At 38.5% G+C, this 23,458-nt stretch carries 20 protein-coding genes and 1 tRNA gene; 4 read left to right on the plus strand and 17 right to left on the minus strand.

Features of this window, described 5'->3' with window-relative positions:
- Positions 1 to 13: 13 nt before the first annotated feature.
- Positions 14 to 829 (minus strand): recombination regulator RecX, encoded by an 816-nt coding sequence (recX, locus tag AC6UD6_RS00080; protein ID WP_500695209.1) that lies wholly within the window; start codon positions 827 to 829, stop codon positions 14 to 16.
- Between the two features lie 84 nt (positions 830 to 913).
- Between recX and AC6UD6_RS00085 the strand changes: the two genes are divergently transcribed.
- Entirely contained in the window at positions 914 to 1,363 is a 450-nt protein-coding gene (locus tag AC6UD6_RS00085) for a flavodoxin (protein ID WP_500695210.1), read from the plus strand.
- Between the two features lie 21 nt (positions 1,364 to 1,384).
- Here AC6UD6_RS00085 and AC6UD6_RS00090 read toward each other — a convergent pair whose 3' ends face one another.
- Positions 1,385 to 2,308, minus strand: a complete 924-nt coding sequence (locus AC6UD6_RS00090; protein ID WP_500695211.1) for a YihY/virulence factor BrkB family protein — start codon at positions 2,306 to 2,308, stop codon at positions 1,385 to 1,387.
- 3 nt (positions 2,309 to 2,311) lie between these two features.
- A complete protein-coding gene (gene wecB / locus AC6UD6_RS00095) occupies positions 2,312 to 3,415 on the minus strand; it encodes a non-hydrolyzing UDP-N-acetylglucosamine 2-epimerase (RefSeq protein ID WP_500695506.1) in 1,104 nt (367 codons plus the stop codon).
- Positions 3,416 to 3,608: 193 nt separating this feature from the next.
- Here wecB and AC6UD6_RS00100 point away from each other — a divergent pair, with 193 nt between their 5' ends.
- On the plus strand, positions 3,609 to 4,547 hold the full coding sequence (locus AC6UD6_RS00100) for a glycosyltransferase family 2 protein (protein WP_500695212.1): 939 nt from the start codon (positions 3,609 to 3,611) through the stop codon (positions 4,545 to 4,547).
- 94 nt (positions 4,548 to 4,641) lie between these two features.
- On the opposite strand, the gene AC6UD6_RS00105 is transcribed toward AC6UD6_RS00100, so the two are convergent.
- From AC6UD6_RS00105 to AC6UD6_RS00135, 7 genes are all read right to left on the minus strand, one after another.
- Positions 4,642 to 6,003, minus strand: coding sequence for a gluconate:H+ symporter (locus AC6UD6_RS00105; protein WP_500693612.1), 1,362 nt, complete (start codon positions 6,001 to 6,003; stop codon positions 4,642 to 4,644).
- Between the two features lie 134 nt (positions 6,004 to 6,137).
- On the minus strand, positions 6,138 to 7,025 hold the full coding sequence (locus tag AC6UD6_RS00110; RefSeq protein WP_500695213.1) for a GRP family sugar transporter: 888 nt from the start codon (positions 7,023 to 7,025) through the stop codon (positions 6,138 to 6,140).
- 132 nt (positions 7,026 to 7,157) lie between these two features.
- Positions 7,158 to 8,045, minus strand: a complete 888-nt coding sequence (locus AC6UD6_RS00115; RefSeq protein WP_500693583.1) for a GRP family sugar transporter — start codon at positions 8,043 to 8,045, stop codon at positions 7,158 to 7,160.
- Positions 8,046 to 8,189: 144 nt separating this feature from the next.
- Positions 8,190 to 8,262: transfer RNA gene (locus AC6UD6_RS00120), tRNA-Arg, on the minus strand.
- Between the two features lie 50 nt (positions 8,263 to 8,312).
- Positions 8,313 to 9,581 (minus strand): DEAD/DEAH box helicase, encoded by a 1,269-nt coding sequence (locus AC6UD6_RS00125; protein ID WP_500695214.1) that lies wholly within the window; start codon positions 9,579 to 9,581, stop codon positions 8,313 to 8,315.
- Between the two features lies 1 nt (position 9,582).
- Complete coding sequence (locus tag AC6UD6_RS00130; RefSeq protein WP_500695215.1) at positions 9,583 to 10,578, minus strand: Gfo/Idh/MocA family protein; 996 nt, start codon at positions 10,576 to 10,578, stop codon at positions 9,583 to 9,585.
- The gene (locus AC6UD6_RS00135; RefSeq protein WP_500695216.1) at positions 10,571 to 11,383 is read right to left on the minus strand and encodes a GH25 family lysozyme; all 813 of its coding nucleotides are present in this window, start codon (positions 11,381 to 11,383) and stop codon (positions 10,571 to 10,573) included. Before AC6UD6_RS00135 ends, AC6UD6_RS00130 begins: the two co-directional genes overlap by 8 nt.
- 205 nt (positions 11,384 to 11,588) lie before the next feature.
- Between AC6UD6_RS00135 and gntK the strand changes: the two genes are divergently transcribed.
- Together gntK and AC6UD6_RS00145 are read left to right on the plus strand one after the other, a co-directional pair.
- Positions 11,589 to 13,154: a gluconokinase gene (gntK, locus tag AC6UD6_RS00140; RefSeq protein WP_500695217.1), complete on the plus strand. Its 1,566-nt coding sequence runs from the start codon at positions 11,589 to 11,591 to the stop codon at positions 13,152 to 13,154.
- A gap of 107 nt (positions 13,155 to 13,261) precedes the next feature.
- Positions 13,262 to 14,602: an APC family permease gene (locus AC6UD6_RS00145; protein ID WP_500695218.1), complete on the plus strand. Its 1,341-nt coding sequence runs from the start codon at positions 13,262 to 13,264 to the stop codon at positions 14,600 to 14,602.
- A gap of 26 nt (positions 14,603 to 14,628) precedes the next feature.
- Here the strand turns inward: AC6UD6_RS00145 and rlmD are convergent, their stop codons facing one another.
- The 7 genes from rlmD to ligA are packed head-to-tail and all read right to left on the minus strand — an operon-like array spanning position 14,629 to position 23,457.
- A complete protein-coding gene (gene rlmD, locus AC6UD6_RS00150) occupies positions 14,629 to 16,005 on the minus strand; it encodes a 23S rRNA (uracil(1939)-C(5))-methyltransferase RlmD (RefSeq protein ID WP_500695219.1) in 1,377 nt (458 codons plus the stop codon).
- A 42-nt stretch (positions 16,006 to 16,047) separates the two neighbouring features.
- Positions 16,048 to 17,067, minus strand: coding sequence for a diacylglycerol kinase (locus AC6UD6_RS00155; protein WP_500693576.1), 1,020 nt, complete (start codon positions 17,065 to 17,067; stop codon positions 16,048 to 16,050).
- Positions 17,068 to 17,079: 12 nt separating this feature from the next.
- Positions 17,080 to 18,501 (minus strand): Asp-tRNA(Asn)/Glu-tRNA(Gln) amidotransferase subunit GatB, encoded by a 1,422-nt coding sequence (gene gatB, locus AC6UD6_RS00160; RefSeq protein ID WP_500695221.1) that lies wholly within the window; start codon positions 18,499 to 18,501, stop codon positions 17,080 to 17,082.
- A gap of 2 nt (positions 18,502 to 18,503) precedes the next feature.
- Positions 18,504 to 19,958, minus strand: coding sequence for an Asp-tRNA(Asn)/Glu-tRNA(Gln) amidotransferase subunit GatA (gene gatA / locus AC6UD6_RS00165; RefSeq protein WP_500693574.1), 1,455 nt, complete (start codon positions 19,956 to 19,958; stop codon positions 18,504 to 18,506).
- A 2-nt stretch (positions 19,959 to 19,960) separates the two neighbouring features.
- On the minus strand, positions 19,961 to 20,269 hold the full coding sequence (gene gatC, locus AC6UD6_RS00170; RefSeq protein ID WP_500693573.1) for an Asp-tRNA(Asn)/Glu-tRNA(Gln) amidotransferase subunit GatC: 309 nt from the start codon (positions 20,267 to 20,269) through the stop codon (positions 19,961 to 19,963).
- 31 nt (positions 20,270 to 20,300) lie between these two features.
- Positions 20,301 to 21,458 carry a CamS family sex pheromone protein gene (locus AC6UD6_RS00175; protein WP_500695222.1) on the minus strand — a complete coding sequence of 386 codons (1,158 nt, stop codon included), beginning with the start codon at positions 21,456 to 21,458 and terminating at the stop codon, positions 20,301 to 20,303.
- Positions 21,439 to 23,457 (minus strand): NAD-dependent DNA ligase LigA, encoded by a 2,019-nt coding sequence (gene ligA, locus AC6UD6_RS00180; RefSeq protein WP_500695507.1) that lies wholly within the window; start codon positions 23,455 to 23,457, stop codon positions 21,439 to 21,441. The genes AC6UD6_RS00175 and ligA overlap by 20 nt, the downstream gene beginning before the upstream one ends.
- Position 23,458 lies beyond the last annotated feature (1 nt).

Here is a 23,458-nt window from a genome sequence, read left to right on the forward strand (position 1 = left end):
TGATTCACTCCAATTAATTTTCTTTTGTGTCCAAGAATTGATCAATATCATCAAGATCAAAGCCCTTACGATATAACGACTGCTTGACTTTCTGACGTCGACTCATATCATTATACTTCTTATACTTATTCCAAGCCTTGTTACCCTCTTTAGCAAGTAACTCATTTTGATGATTGACATCACTTTGAAAGTCTAATTCACTAATGATTGTATCAATATCATCAAATGAGTATCCCTTTCGGTATAAAGCCGTCTTAGTTTTTTGCATCCGTTTGTTAAAGGGATATCGCTGATTATGAGCAAAGATTTTTTGGGCCTGCTTTTTACCATTTTTAAGCGTCATTTCGCTCGAATAATTAACTGAAATTGCCTCATTTATGTATTCATCTGCAATTCCCTTTTGTTTTAAATACCTTGAAACAGCCATGGGACCCTTATTCTGTTGTTCAACAATTCCTTTAACATAGGTGTCAGCATAATGTTCATCATTAAGTAGATTAATCTGTTCTAGTTTTTCAACCGCTTCATCGACTGCTTCAAGGTTGTCTGAATATGATTTTAACTTATCTCTAACCTCTTTTCTTGAACGAGTCTGATACGAAATAAAATCAATAGCCTTATTATATAACTTTGAAACATCGTCCGCCGCCTTAATTTTGTCAATCTTACCTTGGCTTAACTCAGATCCCTTAAAGATCCCAAACTGAATCATTACTTCTTCACTCACAGGAAAAGCATAATGATCATTGACGTATACGTTATATCTCCCCGGTCTTTTTTGCGAAACAATCTTAGTGACCCTTAATTTATTTGCATTTTGCTTATCCATCAGCGCTAACTCCCATCAAATTAACAATTTGAAACTATTCTGATATACTTATTTGAAAACACTACAAAGGAAGTGGTTTCACTCATGCCAAAAGCACACGTGATTTACGCCACCATTACTGGTAATAACGAAGACGTTGCTGATATCGTCACCGAGGGACTTGAAGACCTTGGCGTAGATGTCGAAGAATCTGAAATTTCTCAAACCGACGCGGACGAACTTAAAGATACCGATATTATTGTTATATGTCCATACACCTACGACGAAGGAGCTCTCCCTGAAGAAGGGATGGACTTTTTTGAAGATTTAGATTCACTGAACCTAAAAGGAAAAGTTTTTGGAGTGGCTGGTTCTGGAGACGTTTTTTATCAAGAATATTATAACGTTGCCGTCGACGCATTTACCAAAGCTTTAAGGAAAACTAACGCTACTCAAGGAGCTAAAAGCGTCAAAATCAATCTTGAACCTGATGAAGATGACATCAAAGTTCTTGACCAGTTTTCTCGTGAACTGGTGAAATCCAGCGAAAAATAATTTAGCAAAAAACATCACCACCTAATTCTGGGTGGTGTTTTTCTTTTTGGAACGAAATTTACGTGCGCTAGAAATAATAGACCGAACGGATCCGTTTGTTGATTCAATGTTACCAGTAAAGTACTCTTGGATACTGGCATTAATAACGGCACCAAACATCAGCACGAGTCCAATAAAATATAACCACAACATCACTACTATAAAAGTTCCTAACGTCTTATAAGCGGTAATATTTCTAAAAAAGTACTCAATGATTAGCGAAAAAGCTTGTGACAAAATCATTAAACCAAGCACAGATATCGCTGATCCTAGAATTGTATAACGAATCTTGGTCTTAACACTTGGCACAAAATAGTACAAAAGCATCACAACTATGAAAGACCCAGAAATAATAAATGGAATTCGAATGGATGCAACCACTTGCGTTGCAATGGTTGAAAGATGCAGAATTGGTCTCAAGTACGTGATAATTTCTTGACCAAACCCTTGCAAAATCATTAAAACAATCAATAAGAGTACCAGTAAAAGCATCCACACAAATGAAATTAAACGATTCGTGATGGCATTCTGAGTGTCAGCTACTCCGTAAGTTCGGTTAACCGTTCGTTGAAATGCTGCCATCGCCTGACTAGCTGACCAAATTACCAGCAACAACCCAATCGATAAGCTACCACCACTATTATTATTATCAAAAGCTGACTTAATCATGGGCAAAAGCATCGTATAAATCGATGACGGAACCGCCGTTCTGATATACATTAAGATATCATTAGGATCTCCATGTAAAAGTTTAATGATGCTACCAATCATGATTAAAATTGGAAACAGTGATAAAAGGGAATAATACGCCAAGACGATGGCAGAATCAGAAACGTTCCCCATCTTAAAATGTTTCATAACTAACTTAACAAATGAAATTACTTTTTGATTTGTTTTTAGTTCCACAAGCTAGGACTCTCCTTTAAAAGTTGCCTCAATTGCAGATAAGATTTGCTTAGCTGCCGTTCCATCCCCATAAGGATTATGAGCATCAGCCATTTTTTGGTAATCATCTTGATTATCAAGTAGATCCACCATCGCATCTTTAATGGCCTTAGGATCAGTCCCAACTAATCTCAAAGTGCCCGCTTTAACTCCTTCGGGGCGTTCAGTCGATTCTCTAAGAACCAAAACGGGCTTTCCAAGTGAAGGAGCTTCTTCTTGAACCCCACCAGAGTCAGACATAATAAAATAACTCCGAGCAGCCATATTATGAAAATCAACCACATCTAAAGGTGCAATCAAATGGATACGAGAATCGCCCTTAAAAATCTGTTGGGCCATCTTTTGAACCACAGGATTAAGATGAACTGGATAAACCACGTCCACATCAGGATGTGAATCAACCACTTGTTTAATTGCCTGAAACGTTCGTTTCATTGGTTCACCTAGATTTTCGCGCCGATGCATTGTAAGTAAGATGATCCGCTGTCCATCATCAATGTTATCTAAGATCGAATGATGATAATCATCACTCACCGTTTGATGAAGAGCATCAATGGCAGTATTCCCGGTAACAAAGATGTTTGACCCCAGATGATTCTCTTTTATTAAATTTTGCTTACTTAACTCCGTGGGTGCAAAGTACAAGTCAGCTAAAACATCCGTTAATTGACGATTCATTTCCTCTGGATATGGGGAATATTTATTATGAGTACGCAGCCCTGCTTCGACGTGACCTAACATTTTTTTATGATAAAAAGCAACCACTGAAGCGGCAAACGTACTCGTAGTATCACCATGAACTAGAATAATATCGGGATTAGTTTTAGAAATAATTGGACTTAACTTAGTGATCACAGAAACAGTAATATCTCCAAGTGTTTGATCATTCTTCATAATGTTTAAATTATAATCGGGAGTGATTTTGAAAATATCGAGAACCTGCTGCAGCATTTCACGATGTTGACCCGTTACCACTGTGATTGGTTTAAACTTGTTTCGATTTCGCTTCATCTCTAAAATAATTGGAGCCATCTTAATGGCCTCCGGTCGAGTTCCAAAAACAGTCATAACTTTAATTGGTCTGGTCACATTTAATCCCTCCCATTTGCCTAGTACCTTAAGTATATCAAAAGATTTGCCCAATTCCGATGCCAAACCACTTTAAATAATGATAAAATGATATTAAACGATCTGTAAATAATTGGTAATGTACCTTTTTTAATTAAAGGGTTAATTATCAAGTACTAAGGAGTAATTAATTTTGGAAAAAATTAGTCTAATTGTTCCCTGTTATAATGAACAGGAATCAATTGAACTTTTCTACAAAACTGTAGAAAAAGTTTTTGCACAAATGAATAAAGACGGGGAAAAGTATGAGCCTGATTACCTTTTTATAAATGATGGATCAAGTGACAATACCTTTAAGATCATTAAAAATCTTCACGAAAAACATCCTGACACCGTTCACTTCATTTCATTTTCAAGAAACTTCGGAAAAGAAGCCGGAATGGCTGCTGGGCTAAGAAATGCCAAAGGCAATTACATTGCACTAATGGACGTTGATCTCCAAGACCCGCCAGAACTACTTCCTAAAATGCTTAAAATCATTCAGACCCAGGACTATGATTGCGTTGGCTGCGTCCAAACAAGCAGAAAGCAAAATCCAGTTCGAGCATTCTGTTCTTCGATGTTCTATAAAGTCATCGATAAAATGTCAGACGTTAAAATTAAGCCTAATGTTCGTGATTATCGTTTAATGTCTCGACGTTACGTCGATGCTGTAAATGAACTAACAGAATACAATCGATTTTCAAAGGGTATCTTTGCTTGGGTTGGTTTTAACACCAAGTACTTAGAGTATCAAGGGGTCCCTCGGGCTGCTGGCGAAACCCATTGGTCATTTTCACAGTTAGTTGAATACTCGATGGAAGGAATTATTGATTTCTCTGATGCCCCACTAACCTTTGCCACTTACGTTGGGATAATCTCATTTTTACTCTCACTCGTTGGGATTGCTTTTGTCGTTATCAGGGCATTATTCTTTGGAGGAGCCGTATCTGGTTGGCCTTCTTTAGTATCAATTATTCTCCTAATCGGTGGAATCCAACTCTTCTGTTTGGGCATTCTAGGAAAATACATTGGAAAAATTTATTTAGAAACAAAACACCGTCCTCAGTACATCATTAAGGACGAAGCATAGTTTAACCGAAAACCACCTATAATTTTATAGGTGGTTTTTTTATACAAAAAAATACTTCACATAAAGTGAAGTATTTTTGAATTTATTAACTAACTTAGAACATTCCCAGAATTCCATTCAGAATCAAGACCATTATTAGCCCCACAACTGAAATCACGGTTTCTAACACCGTCCAAATTGAGAAAGTTTGTTTCATAGTTAAGTCAAAGTATTCTTTGAACATCCAGAATCCAGCATCATTAACGTGTGAAGCAGCAAGTGATCCAGCACCAATGGCTAATGCCATCATTACTGGGTTAACGTTCAATGAAGACATCAGTGGCATAACAAGTCCGGCAGCAGTCATTCCAGCCACCGTAGCTGAACCTAGCGATACACGAAGAATAACGGCAACTAACCAGCCAAGGATGATTGGAGATAGTGATGAGTGCATCATGATGTTCTTAACGGCATCACCAACACCACCATCAATCAAGACTTGCTTGAAGGCACCACCACCACCAATAACCAATAGAAGCATGGCAATTGATTTAACGGAGGCTTCAATACTCTTAGAAACGTCACTCATTTTCTTACCACGATGGAAGCCCATTGACCAGATGGCAAATACTAAAGCGATTACCATGGCAATCATAGGGTTACCTAACATCGAGATAATAGCATCAAATCCTGATGGCTTAGCAACTGCTTTCCCACCATGAAAAACTAACTGGTAAATGGTATTAACCGCCATAAAAATAGCTGGTAATAATGAAGTTAAAACCGAAAGACCAAAACTAGGAGTTTCATCTAACTTGTATTCTTTAACTTCACCAAAAGCTGGCAGGCTCTTCTTGACTACGAACGCGCTCGGAACAAACTTCTCAGCAAACTTCGTAAAGACAGGACCCGCAATTAAAACAGCTGGAATTGCAACAATGATACCAAAGAGCAATACCTCACCAATATTAGCGCCCAAGGCTGTGGCAACAGCAGTTGGAGCAGGTTGTGGTGGTAAGAATCCCTGGGTTGCTGACAATGCAGCCGCCATTGGAATTCCTAGATAAACAAATGGTACATCGGCTTCAAGGGCAACCGCGAAGACGATTGGAGTAAGTAATACCAATCCAACTTCGAAGAACAATGACATTCCGATAATGAACGAAGCAATTACGATTGCAATCTGTAATCGCTTCTTTCCAAATTTGTCGATCAGCGTCTTGGCAATTCGATACGAACCACCAGAATCAGAAACCAAACGACCGATCATGGCACCGAATCCGAAGACGATGGCCAATTCACCTAATGTACTACCAATACCAGTCTTAATGGCATCGGCAATTGATGCTGGGTTCATTCCTAATCCAAGCGCAACTAAAATAGCTGTGATGATCAAGGAAACAAAAGTATTTAGCTTAAGTTTGATGATCATGAAAAGGAGAAGTGCGATTCCTAAAATCAACACTATGAAGGGCATGTATGACATTTCTTTTCCTCTTTCCAATTATTAAATTAAAACAACGCTATAAATTAATTGTATACGGTTTCATGCCAGTTTTCAACACCATCTTTTAAAATTAAGCTTCAAAATAGCATCGGCCACCTCTTCTTTTACTTAATAAAACTAGTAATGACTCCGCCAATAATGACGAAAATCATTCCAATGGTAATATATAAAAGTTCTCTTTTAGTTTTGTGTTCGTGTAAAAAGATGATTCCACCAAAGGTTGATATGACAACACACATTTGCGAAATCGTAAATCCAGTTGCTACTCCATTTAATTCAGTTGAAATCAAATAGGTTAAAGCACCAAATCCAAACAAGAAACCACTGATAATATTTTTATAGGTAGCCACTTCTTTAAACGGATTAACCTTGGTTTTAAATATTATAAAGCAGGCAAAGATAGTTCCCATCACGACCATTCCAATGGTTTGAGGGAGAAACGCTGCCCATCCATTAGTATTAGCAACTTTTGGGAATGCCGAATAGCCAACATACCCAAAAGTTCCGACGATTAAAACTAAAACACCCTTTCTAATATTAACCTGTTGCTTTTCTTCCTCAGTTTTTGGTGCTAACGTCCTGTCTTTTTTGGTAGTTAGTAAAACACCCAAAATGATTAAAATAATCGATCCGAATCCAGCTAACTTTGGAATCAAACCCGCCCATTCACCAAAAACAATTACTCCAGTTAATGAATTGCCAATCAACTGAAGACCAGTTGACACTGGCATTGATAGCGAAACTCCCATCAGTGAAAATGCCGTGTACTGAGTATATTGTCCAATTGCCCATGCCATCCCAGACAGAAGACAAAGCCAAAAAACTTCTTTTGAAATCACTGGTTGCTTAATGAAATAGACAATAACAGCAATTAAAATGGCTCCATATGTAGAACCCATTAGTTGATTAATTGGCTTTCCACCTAGCAAACCGATTGAAATTGGTAAGATACCCCAAGCAATCGCTGGTAATAATGCAATTAAAATATTCAAACTTAATCCCCCGAATTAAAATAATTTCTAACCATTCTCTTCAAGTTCAATATACTACCTTTTAAATCAAACCGATGTTCAAATTCACAAAAAAAGGACACTAAATGTGTCCTTTTTTGAAAAGATAAAATTTTAAATAAAACTTGTAATGACACCACCAAGAATGACACAAATCATTCCAAGTGTGACAAATACTAGTTCTTTCTTTGTCTTGTGTTCGTGAAGAATTATAATTCCACCAAAGGTTGAAATGACAACACACATCTGTGAAATCGTAAATCCAGTGGCCACTCCGTTTAATTCAGTCGAAATTAGATAGAAGAAGGCACCAAATCCGAACAAAAATCCGGTAATAATGTTTTTATATGAAACAGCTTGTTTAAACGGATTAACCTTGGTTTTGTAAGCACTAATAATAACAAAGATCGTTCCCATGATGACCATCCCGATCGTCTGGGGCAGAAATGCTGACCAACCATTGGTATTAGCAATCCTTGGAAAATCAGAGTATCCAATATAGCCAAACATGCCAATTACTAACAGAATTAAACCATTCCGAGTATGCTGAGCGGCATTCTCTTCAGCCGTCTTGGGTTCATTACTGCCATTGTCTTTCAAAGTTGTTAGTAAGACCCCAATGATAATCAAAATAATTGATCCAAAACCAGCTAGCTTGGGAATTAAGCCAGCCCATTCACCAAAGAAAATCACTCCGGTAACTGAAGTACCAACTAACTGCAAACCAGTTGAAATTGGCATCGTTCGTGATACACCAATTTGAGTAAAGGCCATGTACTGAGTCATTTGACCAACTGCCCAAGCCATCCCTGAAAGTAAACACCACCAAAAGTCCTGCATGGTGATCACTGGTTGTTTAAAAATAAACACAAGGATGGCAATGATTAACGCTCCATATGTAGTTCCCATCAACTGATTAACTGGCTTACCACCGATTAACCCAGTTGCAATAGGAAGGAGCCCCCACCCTAACGCTGGGAGTAAAGCAATTAAAATATTCAATATAATTTCCTCCTAAAATGTAAATCCGTGTAGAACCCATTATAATCGCCCATAAGCCCAAAAATCAATTAATTAATTGTCATCACCAACATTTGCCCAAATAAAAAACACCTCATTTAAATGAAGTGTTTTAACGCTTATAGATGACCCCACTCAGACTCGAACTGAGATCGACCGCTTAGGAGGCGGTTGCCCTATCCAGTTGTGCTATGGGGCCAAAAACATTTTCTATTCTCTCACGAATAAAAAATTTAGTAAAGAAACAAACTAATGATGATTTTTATGACTACTAGATTTGCCCTTATTTTTCTGTCTTCGTTTTCGGTGTTTATTCTTTTTTGGTTTAGCCTGGATAGCTTCGTGCACCTGTCTTTTTTTAGTCAGTGCCTGTTGTTTGATTTCTTTTTGATGCTCTAACTGTGAGTCATCAATGTGATCAACAATCTTGCCGTTGAAATAATAAATCGGTTTTAAATCGTATTCACTATTATCTAAAACGTGCTTTAAATCGCGAAGATCATGGTCATCTCCAAAATTAATTACTAACCCTGGTTCACCCATTCGGCCCGTTCGACCAACACGATGAATGTAGGTATTCGATTCATTTGGCAAATCATAATTAATCACAGCTGGTAATTTTGCAATGTCAAGTCCCCTTGCAGCCACGTCAGTCGTTAATAATAATTTAATTCTTCCCAAACGAAAATCGTCCAGCGCCTTTTTGCGGCTCTGTTTACTTTCACCTGCGGCTAATTTTTGTACCTTGCCATTTCCCTCGTGTTTGAAGAAATTAAAAGCCCGATTAAGCGTATCAGTCTGATTAAAAAATACTAATGCTTTAAAACCTTGCATTTTAGATAACCGGTTTAACATTTCATTTCGCTTGGCTCGTGAGATTTGAAAGAGGCCATGGGTTACCTTACCCCTGGTTTGATCAACATCCCTAACGTCAATTATGTCGGCACTTTTACCCATTTTTTCCTTTAGATGATACAAAACATCAGTGTCTGTAGCAGAAAAGTAGGCAGCCTGAGCATCTCTTGGAACTGCAGCAATAATATTTTTAACCTGATCTAAAGAAGTATCGTTGAGCAAATCATCAGCTTCGTCAATGACCACTGTTTCAACGTCATTAACCTTTAATTTTCGTTCATTAATCAAGCTAAGAATTCTTCCGGGAGTTCCCACAACAATCTCTGGATGTTTTTTTAACTGTTCTTGTTGCCGTTTAACGTTTGCTCCACCAATCAATGGCAAAATTTTCACTTTAAAAGGAACCGCCCAATCTCTAATCACACCTGCCACTTGCATCGCCAGTTCTTGAGTAGGTTCGATTACAATGACCTGTGTGCCAACCCCTGGCATCGAATTAGCCAAAATCGGCATTGTAAACGCCACGGTCTTGCCAGAACCAGTTGGTGATAGTGCGACAATGTCATTTTCACCCTCAATCATCGGTGCATAGACTGCTTTTTGGATTGGGGTCTGTTTTTCATATCCTAATTTTTCAAAACGCTTAACAAATTGTTCGAGCACACTATTCTCCTATTTGTAAATAATGAATTCCAGCACTATCAGCAAGACGTCCCATTAAAGCATTAACTTTCTGCATTAAATTCAGTCCTCCAACGTATCGATTTTCGTAAACAGGATTCCCTGGATGATTTATGACTTCAGCAAAATCATTTGCTTCTGGAATCATCGGATTGTCGGTATAAAGAGGAGAAATCTCACTTTCTTTACCCTCATTCATTAATTTAGCTGCCGTAAACTCACCAGCATTATCAATTAAGACCGTTTGCTTTCCACAGTAGATCTCTGATTGTTGATACGAAGTAATCACCTTACTAAAGTTTAAAGTAACATCAAAAGTACCATAGTTTAAAACAGCAACTCCACCACCATCAGCTCCGGTTTCAATGAATTTAGGATAGTACATCTGTGTTCTTGGTAATCCAAATAGAGCAACGGCATCATACACAGGATAAACTCCGAGGTCTTCCAAGGCTCCGCCACCAAATTGAAGGTTAAAGACATTCGGAACTTCACCCTTAAGAACCTTATCGTATCGAGAAGAATATTTGCTAAAAGTAAATTCTGCCCCATCAATTTTAATATCATCAATTTGATCTTGAACCGCTTTAAAAGCGGGCATGTGAATGTTCCGTGCTGCTTCCATTAAGCGAGCTTTGGGATGTTGCTTTAACGTGTCGATGGCAGACTGGAATTGATATGGTCCAATAAAAGCAGGCTTTTCAACAATGACATTCTTGTCATGCTTAAGTGCTTCAATGACTTGTTGATAGTGAATGGCATTTGGTGAAGCAATATAAACGGTGTCGAATTTGTCAGATTCAAAGAAAACCTGTAAATCATCAAAAATGTTGTCACAATCATTTGGCTGAGCAAATTTCCGCGCCGTATCTAATTTTCTTGAATAAACAGCATTCAACTTATACTTGCCAGTACTAACAGCAGCATCAACAAACTTTTGTGTGATCCAGTTAGTTCCAATTATTCCTAATTTAATCATTATAGTTCTCCCATTGCATTTCTTCATTATTTACAATATTTACCTGACCTAGATACTGATTCCACTGCTTCTGGTTCCCATTAAAAGCTACGGAATCAAAGCTTCCCTTCTGCCCATCAATGTTTAAATGATCGGAAGAATTCATGTTGATAAAGCGCACGTGCGGTTTCTTTGCATCGCTTTCACTATTTAACCAAAAAGCGGCGTGTGGAATTGATCTAAATTCTCGGTACATCTTCTCGTTAGTATTAATAATAACAGGTCGATCGTATCTCTGGTACAAAAACTGAACGAATTCATTAATCCGTTTCTTTTGTTGCTTTAAATTCACGTTGTTTTCATCATACGGATAGTAATATCGAACTTGAATGACGATTGGAAGCGTCCCGGTATTATCTTTGACTTGAGTTATAAAATTACTCTCTTGGTCCTCAATACTACTCTTAAATCCATAGGTATGATAAACCCCAATCTTTAACCCAGATCCCTGACTGCGATTGTAATTATTATCAAAATTATCGTCAGCAAAGCTTGCTCCTTGAGTAGAACGAATGTACACGAACTTTTGGCCTTTCTGTTTAAGTGCCGTAAAATCGATGTACCCATCGTCTTGATTTACCGTCACACCCTGAACTGGATACTTTTTCAAAAGCAATTCGCGATCACGATTTTTATGGGCAAAATACATCCAAATGGAAATAACGATAACTAGTAGCAGTACACTAACCAGTCCAATTAATGCCCACCTAGTTAATTTTTCTTTTCTTGCTTTTTTTCGAAGGTTGGACCGGTTAATCTCAGTCATTTGGACCTCCTCAATCATTTCTTATAATTAGTATAATTATAAATCAATATTATCACTATTTATTGATATTCGCTTGAATTCAAACGTTGATTTCAATATAATGAAAGCGTTATAAGTAGTATAATTTTTTTACTCGATCACTTAATAAAGTTGGCATGAAATCTGTCATAGAGTGCATCAACTAGCATGGAAGGGAAAGATTATAATGGAAAACGTAATTGGGGTCGACATCGGAACTACAAGTGTCAAAACCGTTTTATACGATGACAAAGGTGAAGTTAAGGGTTATTCAAACGATGGATATACTTTGTATCAAGACACTGCCGACATGGCAGAAGAAGATCCAGAGGAGATTTTCTCAGCGATGATTCAAGGTCTACAAAATGTTCTTAAAAAAGTAGACCCTAAAAAAGACACCATCAAGGGAGTTTCATATTCGTGTGCGATGCACAGTTTGATCCTCTTGGATGAGAACCACAAGCCACTCACCCGCGCAATCACTTGGGCAGATAATCGTGCCGTTGAATACGCAGATAAATTAAAAGAAAACGGCATTGGAATGGAACTTTACAAAAAGACTGGTGTTCCAACTCATCCAATGACACCACTTGTAAAGGCCATGTGGCTCAGAAATGAAAAGCCTGAATTGTTTAAAAAAGCCCGTTATTTTGTTGGTGTTAAAGAATACATCAACTATAAATTATTTGGGGTTCTAAAAGAAGACTATTCGATCGCTAATGCAACTGGCCTATTCAATATTTTTGACATGGACTGGGACGATGAAGCCTTAAAAGTTGCTGGCATCAAGCGTGATCAACTGCCTGAATTAGTAGACACCACTTATCAATTAAAGGGCTTAAACGAAGAATACGCCGATAAAATTGGAATTGATAAAGATACACCATTTATCATTGGTGCTTCTGACGGTCCTCTGGCTAACTTAGGGGTAGACGCCATTAAACCTGGTGTAGTAGCTGTCACAATTGGAACTTCTGGTGCCGTTCGTGTCGTTAACGACAAGCCAACGATTGATCCTAAGGGTCGTGTATTCTGTTACTACCTAGCTAAGAATATGTGGGTTGTCGGTGGACCCGTTAATAACGGTGGAATTGTCTTCCGTTGGGTTCGTGATCAACTTTGCTTGCCAGAAAAAGTCACTGCCGAACAGATGAACATTGATGCTTACGATCTTCTAACTGAAATTGCTTCTAAGATTCCAGCAGGATCCGAAGGGTTAATCTTCTTGCCGTTCTTGGGTGGTGAAAGAGCTCCAATCTGGGATGCTGACGCTCGTGGAACATACTTCGGTTTGACCAGAAAACACACTCGTGCCCACATGATTCGATCTGCTCTTGAAGGAATCGTGTATAACCTCTACACCGTTATGTTAGCCCTTGAAGAAGTTGTTGGCGAACCAAAGAGTATTCAAGCAACTGGTGGTTTTGCTCGTTCAGAACTTTGGCGCCAAATGTTAGCCGACATCTTTGAACAAGACGTCAACATTCCAGAAAGCTTCGAAGGTACGGCTCTTGGAGCTGCTACCCTTGGAATGTACAGTTTAGGCATGATTGACAGCCTTTACGACGTCAGCAAGTTTGTTGGGGTTACCAATACTCATAAACCAAATCCAAAGAATTACCAAGCTTATCGTGAATTGATCCCAATTTACATTCGTCTAAGTCGTCATCTTCAACCAGAATACAAGAACATTGCTAATTACCAACGTGAACATGAAAATGATTGGAAAACCGGTCCAAAAGACGAAGACTAAATCAATATCACTAAAAAGCATCCAATTGGATGCTTTTTTATTTTATGTACTGACTTCGATTTGGCCCCATGCTATAATTAACCATTACGCAAAAAGGAGTGGATCAAATGCCTCAAAGCAACTTAAAGAAAAACATTGGAATCGGTGCTGCTCTGTCAACTGTCATGGGAACCGTGATCGGTGCTGGAGTCTTTTTCAAAACTGCCAGTGTCGTATCTAATACTCATTCTGTTACTCTCACCATCCTAGCATGGATCATTGGTGGTCTTTTAACAATTTGTGGTGGACTAACGGTTTCAGAATTGGCTGCGGCCATTCCTAAAACTGGAGGAACCATTCAATACTTAAAATATACTTATGGACCGCTAACTGGATTCCTACTGGGATGGGCCGAAATCCTTGTGTATTTTCCGGCCAACTTAGCGGCTCTCTCAATTGTTTTCTCCACTCAACTAATTAATTTGTTTCACTTATCAACATCACTCTCAATTACCATTGCAATTATTTGTGCATTAAGTGTTACGTTAATTAACCTTTTAGGATCAAAAGTAGCCGGAAGAGTCCAATCTTTGACACTAATTGTCAAATTAATTCCTATCTTTATCATTGTAATTGCTGGACTATTACTCCCGAGTCACGTTGACGTATCTTTTTGGCCTCCAATCCAAAACCATGGCTCCACTAACCTATTAACTGCTTTTGGTGGCGGATTACTGGCCACAATGTTTGCCTACGATGGATGGATCAACATCGGAAGCATCGCCGGCGAAATGAAAAATCCCCAAAAGGACCTTCCTAAGGCCATTATTTTGGGTTTAACTTTTATTATGATCATCTACGTTTTGGTAAACTGGGTTTTCTTAAAAAATATGCCACTTGACCAAATTGCAGGAAATCAAAACACCGCCTATGAAGTTGCCATGAAACTATTTGGTGGCATTGGCGGAAAACTAGTGACCATTGGCATCCTAATTTCCGTTTATGGCGCTATGAATGGTTACATCTTAACCGGGATCAGAGTTCCGTATGCAATGGGTAAAGACGATCAATTACCATTTAGTAAATACTTTGCAAAACTTTCTAAACACACTGCTACCCCCTACATTTCGGGATTATTCATGTTTATGATCGCTGTCGTTATGATTTTCATGGGTAGTTTTGATATGCTAACTGATATGTTAGTTTTCGTGATGTGGATATTTAATTGCCTTTTATTCGTTGCTTTATTCATCTTAAGAAAGCGTGAACCGGAGTTGGTTCGCCCATACAAAGTACCTTGGTATCCAATTGTCCCAATTTTCGCACTAGCCGGGGGAATCTTTATCTTAGTTTCAACGATCCTGACCCAAACCGTTTTGGCTACCATTGGTATCATAGCCACTTTAATCGGAATTCCAGTTTATTACTGGCATAAAATGATGAAAAACAAAACTTCAACTGAAAAATAAAAAGAATCTAGCTCGCTAGATTCTTTTTATTTACTCTTTTCCAACACCGTTACACTTTCAACATGCGGTGTTTGCGGAAATTGATCCACTGGTTGAATTGGTTGTTTAATTTCATAGCCACCATCAATTAAAGCCTGACAATCCCGTACAAGAGTAGCAGGATTACATGAAACATATACTAATCGTTCTGGCTTCATCTCTAAGACACTAGCAATAAAGGTTGGATCAAGGCCCTTTCTTGGCGGATCAACTACCACGACATTTGGTCGAATGTCCTGCTCTGCCCACTTCTTCATCTGGTCCTCAGCCTTTGCAACCACAAAGCTAACATTATCAATATGATTTAATTTAGCGTTCTTTCGGGCATCTTCAATTGCCTCAGCAACCACATCAACTCCGTACACATGCTTAACTTTTGGTGCCATTGCCAGTGAAATTGTCCCAATCCCGCAATACGCATCAACCACCACATCATTTTTCGATAATTGCGCCTTATCGATGGCCAAAGAATAAAGTTTTTCAGTCTGAACCGGATTAACCTGGTAAAACGACATTGGTGAAATCAAAAACTTGGTGTTTAAGAGTTCATCCTTGATGTAAGCTTTACCTGATAACAGGATGTTCGTGTCCCCCATCAGTCGATTCCCGTGAGAATCATTAACATTTTGAATTAAACTATCTAAATCAGGCAACTGATCATTAATGGATTTAATAATTTCATCTTTATGTGGCAAGTTTTTACCATTGGTAACCAAAACTACCATCATCTCGCCGGTTGCTTTTCCATAACGGACCATAATATTCCTGATACAACCCTTGTGAGTTGCCTCATTGTAAGCACTAACATGATAAGCTCGTAAAACATCCCGAACCTTAATAATAGCTTCATCGATGTGAGGATCTTGAATGTAAAAGTCTTCAATTGGAATTAAATCATGACTGTGGCGCCGATAAAAACCCGTTTCCAATTGACCATTCATCTTCCTAACCGGAATCTGAGCCTTATTTCGGTATTTTGATGGATTATCCATTCCAATTGTTTGAGCAACAGCAACGTTTAAATGAGCCTTCTTAAACAATTCCTCAATCTGATGTTGTTTAAACTCTAATTGTTTTGGATATGCAAGGTGTTGTAATGGAGCAATCCCAGACTGCGTATACCGTCGATCAATTGCTTGAACTCGATTGGGACTTGGTTCGATAATCTTTTCTAATTTTCCAAAGGCGAAGTTCTTTTTAACTTTAATCACCCTGATCTGGACTTTCTCACCTGGAAGAGCATCCTCAATGAAAATCGGAAAATCGGAAACCTTACCAACCCCCATTCCCTGGTAAGTCAAATCAATCACGTTTACCGTGAGGTCTTGGTTTTTCTGTACTGGAGCTTCTTTTTTAGCGCTCATTTGTTCTCCTTACTAAAAAGTTTTGCCGTTACACGGCAAAACTTATTTTTTACTATCAGATGGAAGTTCATCGACTTTTCTGACAAACTTCTTTTCAACATTCTTGACCTGAGGAGCGACACTAGCCGACTCACTGATATCATCAGTCTTAAGGTTGGAATAAATACTAATTCGCTGCTTTAGATCGACAAACTTCATCGGAGCATCACCACCGTATTCGCCATCAAGATTAATCTGTAAGCGACTATCATCCCCAGGAAAAGCCTCAAATGTATTGGTCTTTTTGTATATAATCCTAGGATCATCAATGTGCCGACCGCCATTAAACGCTTTAGCAATTAATTGCAACATTTCAACTAAATTACCAGTTTTAACAATAATCATGGTAAATTTACCATCATCCATGGTTGCGTTTGGAACAATTTGTTCAAAACCACCCACTGAATTAGTCATGGCTAAAAAAAACATTGAAGCCTTCCCACGATATTCTCCACCATCATACTTTAATAACATCGGAACTGGCTTCACATTTGGCAACATTTCTGCTCCCTTTACCAGGTATGCAAGATACCCAAAAATAGTCTTTAAATCAGAAGGAACATTGTAAGTTAATTCTGTCATAAACCCACCAGCCGCAATATTAATGAAATAATTAGTCACTTCATCATTGTATGCTTTACCAACGTCCATCTTTGAAACATTGCCCTTAGTGATCACTTTAGCAGCTTCAACGTAATCATCTCGAGGAATGTGCAATGCACGCGCAAAATCATTGGTAGTTCCAGCGGGAATGATTCCTAATTGTGGTCGATAATCACGTGGAGCAATGCCATTAATTACTTCATTGATGGTCCCATCTCCACCTGCCGCAATGATGAGATCAAATCCCTCTTCAGATGCACGGGCGGCTTCATCACGTGCTGAATGTGGTTTGGGGGTGGTCGCAAAAGCACTGGCTTCATATCCACCATTCTCCAAAACATCCAAAATATTAACCAACTGCGGTTTTAACATTTCACGTCCAGACGTTGGATTGTAAATTACTCGTGCTTTTTTGACCATTCTTACATCACCCTATTTATCTAAAGAACCTTTCAATAATTTGTTTACAACTTGCGGATTAGCTTGTCCATGAGTTTGTTTCATAATTTGTCCAACCAAATACCCAACAGCTCGATCTTTACCATTATGATAATCATCAACTGACTGTTGATTATCTTTTAAGACCCCATCAATAATTGGTTGCAGTTTTTTAGGATCAGATAATTGGACCAGTCCTTTTTCTTCAACGAATTTCTTTGGATCTTGCCCCTTAGTAACTGCCTTAAATACTTTTTTAGCCATTTTACTTGAGATGGTATCGTCCATAATCATTTTAATCATGGTAGCCATCGCTTCAGGCGTGATTTTGGTGTCTTCCAAGTTAGCTTGATTATCGTTCAAGTACGCATTGACGTTATCTTGAAGGTAGTTAGCGGCTAATTTAGGATCAGCACCTAATTTAACCATTTTATCATAAAAATCAGACATTTCTTTGGTCTGAGTAATAACCATTGCATCATAATCAGTGATCCCTAATTCATTAACGTAACGATTACGACGTTTGATAGGCATCTCAGGCATGGATTCTTTTAATTCATTAATCCATTCATCAGAAATACTCAAAGTTGGAAGATCTGGTTCTGGGAAGTAACGATAATCATCTTTTCCCTCTTTGACACGCATTAACTCAGTTTTACCAGTAGATTCATCAAAACGACGACTCTCAGAATTAATCTGACCGCCGGACATCAACACCTGTTGTTGACGTTGTTCTTCGTACTCAAGTGATTTTCTAACATGATTAAATGAATTCAAGTTCTTTAATTCAATCTTTTGACCCAATTCTTTACTACCAATGGGTCGAACTGAGATATTAACATCAACCCGCATTGACCCTTCTTCCATCTTGACATCAGAAATTCCGGTAAATTGAATCCGTTGTCTTAATCCTTCCAGATAATCATATGCCTGTTGCGGAGTTGTCATCTCAGGCTTAGAGACAATTTCAATAAGCGGAGTCCCCTGACGGTTTAAGTCAACATAAGAATATTTTTGTTCATGGGTATTCTTACCAGCGTCTTCTTCAATATGCATCTCTTCGATTCCAATTTTTTTCTTACCATTTTTGGTCTCGACTTCAATCCATCCGTTTCTAGCAGTGGGTCTCTCGTTTTGAGTAATCTGATACCCCTTCGGATTATCCGGGTAGAAATAATTTTTACGATCAAAATGAGGGTGCTTTTCAATATGAGCATGTAAAGCTAGAGCCGCGGTGATACCATCCGCAACGACCTGCTTGTTAACGACTGGGAGCGTTCCAGGATAACCCCAGTCAATCACGTTAGTATTACTATTGGGCTTGTCCCCAAACTGTGCAGCAGATGGACTATAAATTTTTGAATTAGTTTTAAGCTCAACGTGGACTTCTAGACCAATGGTCGTTTCAAAATTCATGACTATTTACCTCCCATCTTTGGTGTTTGCTTGTGAAAATCAGTATTCTGTTCAAAAGCGTATCCTGCTTTATAAATGGTACTCTCATCAAACGGTTTCCCCATTAATTGCATTCCGATTGGCAAACCATTACTGGATCCAGCAATTTGAGACATAGCAGGAACTCCAGCCATATTGGCTGGGATCGTCAAAATATCATTCATATACATTTCAATGGGATCTTGATCTTCTACTCCAATTGTAAAGGCAGTAACTCGAGATGTTGGACTCAAAATTAAATCATGGTCAGCAAAAACCTTTTTAAAATCATTGATGATTAAAGTCCGAATTTTAGCAGCCTGTTTGTAATATTTATCAACATTATCGTAAGAAAGCGATAATGTCCCTAGCATAATCCGTCGCTTAACCTCATCCCCAAACCCTTCTGATCGTGATTTAACGTACAATTCATCAAGTGTTTGAGCATCTGATGCTCGATATCCATAACGAATTCCATCGAATCTTTCTAGGTTAGAAGATGCTTCAGCGGTTTGAAGCGCATTATAAGCAATAACGCCATATTTAGAATTAGGCATCGAAACCCAGTCAACCTTTGCACCTAATTTTTTAAACGTTTCTGCGGCATTTTTGATTGCTTTTGAAACATCAGGAGATAACTTATTAACGTATTCCTTGGGAATGCCAATTCTCATCCCCTCGACCCCATCTTTAATGTGTTCGGTGAAATCCGGAACTTCCTGTTTTGAACTAGTTGAATCGTGTTCGTCATGACCTGAAATTGCGTTTAAAACCAGAGCATTGTCAAAGACACTTCTAGTAAGAGGTCCGATTTGATCAAAACTTGAAGCCATCGCAATAAGTCCAAAACGTGATACTCGACCATAGGTTGGCTTCATTCCAACAATTCCCGTGAATGAAGCTGGTTGTCTAATTGAACCTCCGGTATCTGATCCAAGTGCAACTGGAACTTCACCGGAAGCAACTGCGGCAGCCGAACCACCGGACGAACCGCCAGGAACTTTGCTATAATCCCACGGATTGTGAGTGGTTTTAAGGGCTGAATTTTCAGTTGAACTTCCCATTGCAAATTCATCCATGTTGGTTTTACCAACGTTAATGGTACCAGCATTAGAAAGTTTCTTGGCCACCGTTGCATCATAAATTGAAGTGAAATTTTCTAGCATTTTTGAAGATGCAGTAGTTGGTAATTCTTTAGTAACGATGTTATCTTTCAAAGCCAACGGAATCCCATCTAAAATATTATTAGGATCAATCCCACGTTCATCAATGGCTTTAGCATTTTCAAGCGCTTTATCATTTAGATTATTAAAAGCATCAATGTTTTGGTCAGTAGTTTTGATGTTGTCCATGGTCTCTTTTACTAAGTCAACGGCCGAAATTTCCTTATTTACCAACATCTGGTGAAGTGAACGCAAATCCTTATCTAAATAGTTCATTATTATTCATCCTCACTTTCGTCAATAATTACTGGAACTTTAATTAAGTCATCTTGAATATCAGGAGCATTCTTTAACAAAGCATCTTGTTCGTGCCAATCTTCTGCCACGTCTTTTCTAGTAACATCAATTCGATCCGTTACCGTATAAGTGGGCTCAACACCCGATGTATCAACTTTTTCAAGTGTATCCAACATTTTCAACAAATCATTTAATTGTTGGGTGAATTCAGGTAATTCATCTTTTTTTAATTCAAGCTTAGCTAACCCAGCAATATGTTGGGTTTGTTCTTCCGTAATCTTATCAGCCATTTTATCCCCTCTTTTACTAAATCACTAAATCTTAATAGCTATTAAACACATGCGAACTGAAGGACTTTCCTCCCGCATTTCGGTTCAAATAACTTTGAATTCCATCAGTTGATTTTACGGTAATATCAATTGGTACACTGCCAGGAAGATATTTTTGAGCAGCATTCTGTAGGTATTGAGTAAAACTGATGATTTCAGTTTGACTATAAAATTGAGTTGTAATGTTAATGTGCATTCCTTGAAGTTGCTTACCCTTGTATTGAGCCTGTGCAGTAATCCCACTCAAGTTAGGGAAGAAATTTTGAACCTGTGACTTAAATTGATTAAACGCAGATAAATCATTCGTATTAGGTCCCTTAGAACCATTGGCAATCGGGAACACATATGATTTTTCATTAATTGGTTTCCATGAGTTTACAGACGTCGTGCCCGGATTGTTAACCGATGAGGCAAAGAAATTACCACCAGTCAAACTATCGTTTGGAGCTTGCTTGTACAATGCAATCACGATTGGAATATTCTTTAATTCTTTATTCTGTCTCAATCGTTTAAGGATCGTGTTAGCCATCTCCTTACCTTGTTTCTCAACCACATCATCGGGGATCTTCTGTTGATACTGGCTCCCATACTTCTGTTTAGTGTAGTAGTACACTGAATTGATCCCAAGGCCAATGGTCATACCCTTCATGGTCATTTTATTACCATTTGGAACTAAGAAGTCTTGTTCATCCATTTGTTGCAAGTACATTGGGGTTACTTTTCCCTTTTGTTGCGATGGATTTAGTCCCTCCGGGTTTTGCTTTGACTTACGATCAAGCCACTTCTCGACAGTGTCAGTAGAGATGTATTGTCCCTCCTGAAAAACATACTTATCAGTCGAAAAATTTTGCTTGGAAATTCCAAGCAAACCGTTCTGAAACCCTTTCAAGTTAAACTGATTATCATTTTGTTGAATATCAACTCCACGCGATTTACTGGTTTGATAATGTCCATCCTTAATAACACTCTGATAATTCTTACCACCAGTTTCCCCGGTTAATTGTGTATTCTTATTATTTGTATTAGTGGTACTCTTGTTAGTACTCCCACAAGCTACTAACATTAACGCGCTAGCCGCCACCATTAAAATTACTTTTAAGCGTCTCAACTTAAATTCCTCCGACTTCTTATCATTCTTTTTGCATTTCATTTTTAAAATGATCTTCATCCCAAACCGGAACCGAAAGAGATTGAGCTTTGGTTAGCTTACTACCTGCATCCTCTCCCGCAATTACTAGGTCGGTATTTTTAGAAACACTACTTGTGACATCCGCTCCATGGTTTTCAAGCCATTCACTGGCTTGACCCCTAGTTAAATCAACCAACTTTCCGGTCAATACAACTCGTTTACCATTGAAAAAGTTATCTGGTTGTACTATCTCTTCATTATTTACATAGTCCATATTAACACCAACATCAACGAGTTCGCCAATTAATTCTCTACTATCAGCGTTTTCAAAATAAGTATGAACACTATCAGCAATAACTTGACCAATGGTGTCAATTGAGGCGATTTCTTCGACACTTGATTTCATGAGAGCATCCATGGTTTTAAAGTGGGCAGCAATTAATCGCGCTGCTTTAGCACCGACGTGTCTGATGCCTAATCCAAAAAGCAATCTTTCAAGTGAATTGCTCCGACTACTATCAATGGCAGAAAGTAAATTGTTAGCAGACTTGTCACCAAACTTATCAAGAGTTAGTAGTTCATCATAACTAAGGTGATACAAGCTGGCCACATCCGAGACCATTTTTTTATCAAACAACTGCTTCACAATCTTAGGACCCAAACCATCAATATCCATTGCATTTCTAGAAGCAAAATGATTAATTTGTTCCACCAGCTGTGCTGGACACTTCGGATTAATACAACGTAAGGCAACTTCACCATCTAAGTGGACTAATTTAGCACCACATGAAGGACATCGATCTGGGATAACATATGGCTTAGAATCTTTTGGCCTTAGATCAGGAAGATACCTTTCAACCTCCGGAATAATGTCGCCAGCTTTATACAAAACCACTGTATCGCCAACACGGATATCTTTTTTCTCAATATAATCAGGATTATGAAGTGACGCTCTTGAAACGGTAGTACCGGCCAATTGCACTGGATCCATGATTGCGGTAGGAGTTACCACTCCCGTTCTTCCAACGGTCCACTCAATCTTTTTAATTTTAGTATGAACTTCTTCTGGCGGAAACTTGTAAGCAATCGCCCACTTCGGAACTTTAACCGTATGCCCAATTTCCATTTGTAAAGGAAGCGAATTGGTCTTAATCACAATGCCATCGATACCAAAGGTGAGATTATCTCTTGCTGCTGAATACTTTTTAATGTAAGCATCAATCTGATCCATATTGTCAGCCACTTGATAATGCTCATTGATGGTAAAGCCTAATTCTTTTAGTTCCTCTAAAAGTCCACTTTGAGTGGTAGCCTTTAAATCGTCATAATTAGCAACGTTATACATAAAAGTACTTAAGTGGCGATCCTTAGTAACTTTTGGATCCAATTGTCGAAGACTCCCGGCAGCAGCATTTCTCGGATTAGCAAACGTTGGTTTTCCGTCATTTTGTCGTCGTTCATTTAACTTTAAAAAGGCTTCTTTTCCCATATAACATTCGCCACGTACTTCAATATCAATGGGTCGACTTAATTTTTTAGGGATTGATGGGATGGTTTTTAAATTTTCAGTGATATCCTCACCAATTTGTCCATTTCCCCTAGTCGATCCCTGCACGAACACCCCATGCTCATAACGAAGTGAAATAGCTAGTCCATCGATCTTCAACTCACAATTATACTCAGTATCTTGAGGATAGTTGTGCTTGAGTCGAACCACAAAATCCTTAAGCTCTTGGGGTGAAAATACGTCACCTAGTGAAAGCATTGGAATCTCGTGATTGACCTTTGTAAATTCATTCGAAGTTGCCCCACCAACGTGCTGAGTCGGTGAATCAGGAGTGATAATTGCTGGAAACTTGGCTTCCAGATCCTGCAAGCGAGCATAGTTTCGATCATATTCCGCATCTTCTACGGTTGGCTGATCCTGTTCATAGTACTGTTTTCCCCACTTAATTAACTTTGGTCTTAGTTCTGAGGCCTCTTTTTTTGCTTCACTTTCATTAACCTGATCCATTGGAATC

This window comes from Fructilactobacillus sp. X8R2C1 (genome assembly GCF_059900955.1).

Excerpts from the sequence above, each read along its gene's own strand:
- wecB (WP_500695506.1), bottom strand. The coding sequence starts at position 3,415 with ATGACTGTTTTTGGAACTCGACCGGAGGCCATTAAGATGGCTCCAATT.
- AC6UD6_RS00155 (WP_500693576.1), bottom strand. The coding sequence starts at position 17,067 with ATGGTCAAAAAAGCACGAGTAATTTACAATCCAACGTCTGGACGTGAA.
- AC6UD6_RS00085 (WP_500695210.1), top strand. The coding sequence starts at position 914 with ATGCCAAAAGCACACGTGATTTACGCCACCATTACTGGTAATAACGAA.
- AC6UD6_RS00105 (WP_500693612.1), bottom strand. The coding sequence starts at position 6,003 with ATGCCCTTCATAGTGTTGATTTTAGGAATCGCACTTCTCCTTTTCATG.
- recX (WP_500695209.1), bottom strand. The coding sequence starts at position 829 with ATGGATAAGCAAAATGCAAATAAATTAAGGGTCACTAAGATTGTTTCG.
- gatC (WP_500693573.1), bottom strand. The coding sequence starts at position 20,269 with ATGGCTGATAAGATTACGGAAGAACAAACCCAACATATTGCTGGGTTA.
- AC6UD6_RS00135 (WP_500695216.1), bottom strand. The coding sequence starts at position 11,383 with ATGACTGAGATTAACCGGTCCAACCTTCGAAAAAAAGCAAGAAAAGAA.
- gntK (WP_500695217.1), top strand. The coding sequence starts at position 11,589 with ATGGAAAACGTAATTGGGGTCGACATCGGAACTACAAGTGTCAAAACC.
- AC6UD6_RS00145 (WP_500695218.1), top strand. The coding sequence starts at position 13,262 with ATGCCTCAAAGCAACTTAAAGAAAAACATTGGAATCGGTGCTGCTCTG.
- gatB (WP_500695221.1), bottom strand. The coding sequence starts at position 18,501 with ATGAATTTTGAAACGACCATTGGTCTAGAAGTCCACGTTGAGCTTAAA.
- gatA (WP_500693574.1), bottom strand. The coding sequence starts at position 19,958 with ATGAACTATTTAGATAAGGATTTGCGTTCACTTCACCAGATGTTGGTA.
- AC6UD6_RS00130 (WP_500695215.1), bottom strand. The coding sequence starts at position 10,578 with ATGATTAAATTAGGAATAATTGGAACTAACTGGATCACACAAAAGTTT.
- AC6UD6_RS00175 (WP_500695222.1), bottom strand. The coding sequence starts at position 21,458 with ATGAAATGCAAAAAGAATGATAAGAAGTCGGAGGAATTTAAGTTGAGA.
- rlmD (WP_500695219.1), bottom strand. The coding sequence starts at position 16,005 with ATGAGCGCTAAAAAAGAAGCTCCAGTACAGAAAAACCAAGACCTCACG.